The organism is Streptomyces spongiae, from assembly GCF_009377185.1.
GTDB lineage: Bacteria > Actinomycetota > Actinomycetes > Streptomycetales > Streptomycetaceae > Streptomyces > Streptomyces spongiae.
On record NZ_VJZC01000868.1, the window covers coordinates 1 to 2988 of the forward strand.

The 2988-nt window shown below is 73.1% G+C and carries 3 protein-coding genes; all 3 read left to right on the forward strand.

Features of this window, described 5'->3' with window-relative positions; all coding sequences use genetic code 11:
• On the forward strand, nucleotides 1-1182 hold a 1182-nt coding region (locus FNH08_RS48005; protein WP_152778197.1), incomplete at its 5' end, for a DUF7544 domain-containing protein.
• 4 nt (nucleotides 1183-1186) lie between these two features.
• Nucleotides 1187-1972 carry a DUF4129 domain-containing protein gene (locus FNH08_RS48010; RefSeq protein ID WP_407704599.1) on the forward strand — a complete coding sequence of 262 codons (786 nt, stop codon included), beginning with the start codon at nucleotides 1187-1189 and terminating at the stop codon, nucleotides 1970-1972.
• Nucleotides 1969-2988 (forward strand): DUF4350 domain-containing protein (locus FNH08_RS48015; RefSeq protein WP_152778198.1); only part of this gene is annotated, 1020 nt, incomplete at its 3' end. The genes FNH08_RS48010 and FNH08_RS48015, both read left to right, overlap by 4 nt.

Consider the following 2988-nt stretch of genomic DNA (forward strand, 5'->3'; position numbering starts at 1 on the left):
GGCCAGGCTCCGCCACCCCCTCCTCCCAGCCCGGGCTGGGGCGGCCAGCAGCCTGGCGGCGCCGGTGGCCAGGGAAGTGGCTACGGCGGCTGGGGCCCGCCGAGCCACGGCGGTCCCGGAGGCTACGGCGGTCCCGGAGGCTGGAACGGTCCCGGAGGCTGGGGCGGAGCGTGGGGCGGCCCCCCGCCCGCGGCCAAGCCTGGTGTGATCCCGCTGCGGCCGCTCGGCGTCGGCGAGATCCTGGACGGCGCGGTCTCCACCATGCGCACCTACTGGCGCACGGTCCTCGGTATCTCGCTGACCGTCGCCGTCGTCACGGAGATCGCGGTCATCCTGCTCCAGGGCCTCGTCCTCAACGACGCCGCCGGCACCGAGGCCCTCAACGACCCCAGCGCCTCGCTCGACGAACTGACCCGCGCCCTGGGCACCACCATGGTCAGCTCGGCCGTCGTCCTGCTCATCAGCCTGCTCGGCACCATCGTGGCCACGGCCCTGCTCACGTCCGTGACCAGCCGCGCGGTGCTCGGCAAGCCGGTGACCACGGCGGAAGCCTGGCGCGAGGCCAGGCCCCAGCTCCTCAGGCTGTTCGGCCTGACCCTCCTGCTGCCCCTCATCGCCATCGCCATCATCACCGTCGGCCTCATGCCCGGCATCCTCCTGGTCGCCGCTGGCGAGAGCGGCGGAGGTGCCGGGCTCGCCGCCCTGGGCGGAATAGGGGCCGGAGTCGTCGCCCTGTGGCTGATGATCCGCTTCTCGCTCGCCTCGCCCGCCCTGATGCTGGAGAAGCAAGGGGTCCTGAAGTCGATGAGCCGCTCCACGAAGCTGGTGCGCGGCTCCTGGTGGCGGGTCTTCGGCATCCAGCTGCTCGCCGCGCTCATCGCCAACATCCTTGCCTCGATCATCGTGATCCCCTTCGCCTTCATCGCCGCCGCACTCAGCGGGGACGGCCTCTCCGGCTTCCTCAACAGCACCACCGGGACGGTCGGCTGGACGTTCCTCATCGTCAGCGGGATCGGCTCGGTGATCGGGTCGATGCTGACGTTCCCCATCACCGCCGGCGTCACCGTGCTGCTCTACATCGACCAGCGCATCCGCCGCGAGGCCCTCGACCTCGACCTGGCCCGAGCCGCCGGTATCCACGACTACGGCAGCGGCGCATCCGGTACGACTCCGAGGGGCTGACGGCGTGACGGGGGGAGTTCTCACAGCGGTCCTGGCACTGCCGCACGCCGGTCCGCCAGCCGCACGGTCACTGCTCAGCACCGGCGGCACTGCCGTGCGGGCGCTGCCGGTGTCCGACGACGCACCGCCGCTCACCACACCGCGTGACCCCGCGCGCGAAGCAGCACGGCGCGAACTGTCCAAGCGGATGTACCACGAGAACGACCCCAGCTGGTTCCAGCGCGCCCTGGACGCTTTCTGGGAATGGCTCGACAAGCTGTTCGGCGCCGCGTCCGCCGCCACCCCCGGCGGCGCACTCGGCCTCGTCGTCATCGTCCTGGTGGTCCTCGCGCTCCTCGGTGCACTGTGGTGGCGCCTGGGCACCCCCCACCGCACCCCCACATCGTCCCCCGCGCTCTTCGACGACCGCCCCCGCAGCGCGGCCGAACACCGCGCGAACGCCGAGGCGCACGCCGCCCAGGGCCACTGGAACCAGGCCGTCCAGGAACGCATGCGCGCCATCGTCCGCTCCCTGGAGGAACGCGCCCTGCTCGACGTACGCCCCGGCCGCACCGCTGACGAGGCCGCCTCCGAAGCGGGCCGCACACTCCCCGCACACGCGGACCGGCTGCGCGCAGCCGCCCAGGACTTCGACGACGTCACATACGGGGGCAGGTCGACGGGCGAGGGAACGTACCACCGGCTCGCCGCCCTCGACGACGACCTGCATCGCACCAAGCCCGTGCTCACCAACAGCGCCCACAGCACCGCCAGTACGACCGACACGGCCGGCAGGGGAGCCGCCGAATGACCACCGAGGCCACGCTCCCGGCCACCTCGGCCTCGCCCACCGTCCGCCAGGTGTGGACGCGCACGCGAGGTGTCGTGCTCGCACTGGTGCTCATCCTGGTGGCAGCCGTGGCGATCGCCTCGGTGCGCTCCACCTCCCAGCACGGCATGCTCGACCCGCGCTCGGCCGACCCCTACGGCAGTCGCGCGATCGCCGAACTCCTCGACGACCGGGGCGTGTCCATACGCGTGGTCACCACCCTCGACGAGGCCCGCGCCGCGACCGGCCCCGACACCACCCTCCTGGTCGCCGTCCCCGACCTGCTGACAGAGCGCCAGCAGACCCAGCTCCGCACGACGACCCGGGACTCCGGCGGCCGTACGGTCCTGCTCACCCCCGACACCCCCTCCGTCGGCACCCTCGCCCCCGGTGTGAGCGCCGACGGGGCACGCAGCCTCGACTCGACGCTCTCCCCGCGCTGCGACCTGCCGGCAGCCCGGCGAGCGGGCACCGCCGACATGGGGGGCATCCGCTACCGCACGACCAGCCCGGACGCCGACACCTGCTACCCCAGCGACGGCCTGCCCGGCCTGGTGCGCCTGCCGGCACCCGAAGGGGGCGGCGACACCATCGTGCTCGGCGCCCGCGACATCCTCTTCAACGACAGCCTCGACGAGCACGGCAACGCCTCGCTCGCCCTTCAACTCCTCGGCTCGCGCCCCCATCTGGTCTGGTACCTCCCCTCACTCTCCGACGACGCCCTCGCCGAGAACGGCGAGCGCGGCTTCCTCGACCTGCTCCCCTCGGGCTGGCTCTGGGGCACGCTCCAGCTCTTCGTCGCCGGCGCCCTGGCCGCCCTGTGGAGGGCACGCCGACTCGGCCCCCTCGTACCCGAACGTCTCCCCGTCGCGATCCGCGCCTCCGAAACCGTCGAAGGCCGCGCCCGCCTCTACCGCAAAGCCAACGCCCGCGACCGCGCGGCCGCCGCTCTGCGCTCCACCACCCGCACTCGTCTCGCCCCCCTCGTAGGCATCCCC